Below are 3,657 nucleotides of genomic sequence, written 5' to 3' on the forward strand. Positions count from 1 at the left end.
CTCTGCGTCCATACATACTGCAGACTGGACGGATCGACGCCGCTCCCATCATCGCTGACAGTTACAGCAGTGGAAGCCGATGTGGCATAGGTTTCATTCCCGTTCGTGCCCAAATGTACGACCGGTACCGTGGTATCCACTAGGACAACGTAGGATGCCGTCAGTTCATTGTCCGCACTGTCCGCCGCCTTCACACCCAACGTATGCTGGCCTTCACTGTTGAAAGCAAGAGGTGCCATGTAGGGCTGCCAAGACGAGCCTCCATTCAGGGAATAGGTGGTGGAGGTTACCGTCACGCCATCTGTCGTCTGGTTCGTATACACGCTTGCCGTCACGCCTTGGTTCACCCAATCGCCAGCGGTGTATGTGCTGCCGTTGTCCAGCTTCAAGGCGACATCGAGCTCCAACCCGCTGCGGCTGATATTGATCATGCGAGACGGCGAGCTTATATTGCCGGCCTTATCCGCTGCTCTGACCATCAGCGTATGCGCGCCTTCTGCTGTGAAGGGTAGTGGAGCGCTGTAGAGTTCCCACATGCTGCCGTTATCCAGTGAATACTGCAGGCTGTCGAGTCCGCTTAGCCCGTCCGAGGCGCTTATACTGGCCGTCACATTCTGATTCGTCCAGCTTCCACTTGTATATGCGGAACTATCTTGCTTCTGCAGCTCGATCTCCACCATAGGAGCCATGTTGTCCAGACGGAAGCGATTCGATCCGGCATGCACTACATTGCCGATTTCATCGGAAGCCTTGATATGCAAGTACCAGTCGCCGTTCACGCCGCTTTGTGCGAGCACATCCCCGCTTGAGAAGCTTGCCCATGCGGCGTCGTCATCCGGCGTACCGGAACTTTGCGTCCATACAGCCTGCAGGCTGTCCGGATCGACGCCGCTCTCGCCGTCACTAACGTTGACGATAGTCGAAGCGGTTGCCGCATAGCTCTCACTCCCATTGGTGACCAAGCTGACGGTAGGCGCTGTTGCATCCTTCAAAACAGTTATGGTGTATGTCTTTCCGTTCAGGAAGTATGGCTCCACATGTGCCTGAATGACGGTGGAATCTCCCGTTAGCGGAACATGAACTGCCGAAGCGCTCGCCTCATATGCCCCGTTGATGAGCAGTTCAGCATGCAGGGGATCCGCAAGCGTCGCCGTCACGTTCACGCTGCTGACCGAGGGACCGACGTATCCCGTATAGTTGGTGACATTGGGATGGAAGTTAGGGCTTATCATACCTGCATCGACAGTCATATGGCTTAAGTTCCAACTACCCGGGACTGTTAGATCAGGTTTATTCCAAACGCTCTCCCCCCATGACACAATGCTGCCGTTCGACTTTAATGCCAATGAATGATTATAGCCGGCAGCAATCGCTACAACACCACTCTGGGCTGCTGTCGGAACCGTCGTTTGCCCGTTCCCCCACGAGATGACACTGCCGTCCGATCTCAACGCCAAGGAATGACGGAATCCAGCTGCAATGGCTACGACGCCGCTCTGCGCTTCATCCGGGACGATCGCTAGACCAAAACGATCATCTCCCCATGTGACGACACTGCCATCCGTCTTTAATGCTAAGGAATGGTTTAGTCCAGCCGCAATGGACACGACACCGCTCTGCGCTTCAGTCGGAGCAGTCGCTTGGCCAAAATAATTATACCCCCATCCGACGACACTGCCGTTCGACTTTAACGCCAAAGTATGATTACCTTCAGACGCAATCGCTTTGACGCCGCTTTGCGCTGCAGGCGGAACGCTCGTTTGACCTGCATCATTAATTCCCCAGGCGACGACACTGCCATCCGACTTTAACACCACGGAATGATTGGCTCCTGCCACAATCGACGCCACACCGCTCTGCGCTATGGCGGGCACGGTCGTTTTTCCATTATCTGATTCTCCCCATGCAACGACACTGCCGTTCGACTTTAACGCCAATGCATGTTCAGAACCAGCATCAATTGCTACCACATCGCTTTGCGCTGCGGGCGGAACGTCCGTTTGCCCTTTATCATTGCTCCCCCAGGCGACGACACCACCATCCGACTTCAAGGTCAGGGCATGATCATAACCAATAGCAATTCCTCTTGCTTTCACTGGCTTCGATAATTCTGTCGGGACATTTAGTTGACCAGAATGATTTGAGCCCCACATCACTACACTGCCGTTCGACTTTAACGCCAGCACATGATTGTTTCCTCCGGCAACTGCTACTACGCCGTTTTGCGCTTCGAGCGGGATATTCTTCTGTCCATTAGTATTGTCTCCCCACACGACGACGGAGCCGTCCGCCTTTAACGCCATGGAAAAATGACGTCCTGCTTCAATCGACGCAATCCCCACTTGCGCCTCGGCCGGGACGTTCACTTGCCCGTCAAAATTGTATCCCCAAGCGACTACTGAGCCGTCCGTCTTTAACGCCAGAATATGATAGCCGCCACTCGAAATGGCCGATACCCCGCTTTGCGCTTCGAGTGGCACGGTCGCTTGACCGTCTGCATTATTCCCCCAAGCAACGACGGAGCCGTCCGACTTTAACGCCAGGGAATGACCGTATCCGGCCGCAATCGCCACAACCCCGCTTTGCGCATCGGCAGGGACGTTCGCTTGTCCCCAAAAGTTATAGCCCCAAGCGATGACGGAGCCGTCCGTCTTCAACGCCAGGGAATGGTTGCCACCTGCCGCAATCGCCACGACGCCACTCCGCGCCTCGTCCGGGACATTCGTTTGCCCGCGATTGTTGCTCCCCCAAGCCACGACCTCACCGTCTTCCGTCAGCGCCATGGAGTGGTTTTCTCCAGCCGATACGGCTATAACCCTGCCTTGCACTTCCGAAGGGACGTTCGTTTTACCCTGGATATCGCTTCCCCAAGCGATGACGGAGCCGTCCGCCCTTACCGCCAGGCTGTGATTAGAGCCGCTCGCAATGGACATGACGCCTCGTGAACCGGCTGCTGATTGTGCCGCTTCTGCGGTATGCTGCCATCCGGGCAGTTCGATCACACTTATGAGTAGAACAAGGACCAAGATAATGGATACTCTACTATGAAACCTACTTTTCACCTTTCGCGCTCCTCTTCCTCTTCATTTCATAGCTATTTATAAGACTCTTAATGAAGATAAGCTATGATGCTTGCCTATTCTCGCATATTTGTTCCTATGCAATCTTAAAGGTTTCTTAAAGCTTTTATACCCATAATTGTTATCAAATACCATATCCATTCGTGATATTGTACATCAATGCATTGAAGACGGACCTTCTCCGGTCCGTCTTCTCTCATGCTTGTCTCTTTATTTAGTTCTGGATGAAGCGCAAATCCCTTAATAAGCGTGCCAGCATCACGACCGCCTCGGCGCGCGTCGTATGAGCCTTCGGCTCAAAGAGATTCTCGTTTCGTCCTTGGACGATTCCGTCTTGGACGAGATTCGCTACGGCTTGCCTCGCCCAGTCCGAAATGCTGGCTTGATCCATGAACGCATCCAGAGTTTTGGCGACATCCGCTTGTGCCGATTGCTCGTTCACTGCAAAATGCCTTGCCCGGTCAATCAGCGTCGCCAGCTCTTCCCGGCGGATCGGCAGATCGGGTCTGAACGTGTTGCCGGCATAGCCTTGAAGCAGTCCCGCATTCACGGCCGCCGTTACAGCAGGCGCATACCA

Annotated in this window: 2 protein-coding genes; both read right to left on the reverse strand. The window is 54.3% G+C overall.

Translation table 11 applies throughout. The annotated features are described in order from the left end of the window. Positions 1-3,062, reverse strand: a 3,062-nt coding sequence (locus tag ACFQ2I_RS19540) for an RCC1 domain-containing protein (protein WP_377567230.1), incomplete at its 3' end; no start/stop codon positions are given. A 232-nt stretch (positions 3,063-3,294) separates the two neighbouring features. Next, positions 3,295-3,657 (reverse strand): S-layer homology domain-containing protein (locus ACFQ2I_RS19545; RefSeq protein WP_377567231.1); only part of this gene is annotated, 363 nt, incomplete at its 5' end.

The sequence above is a fragment of the Paenibacillus chungangensis genome, assembly GCF_042675905.1.
GTDB classification, from domain to species: Bacteria; Bacillota; Bacilli; order Paenibacillales; family Paenibacillaceae; genus Pristimantibacillus; species Pristimantibacillus chungangensis.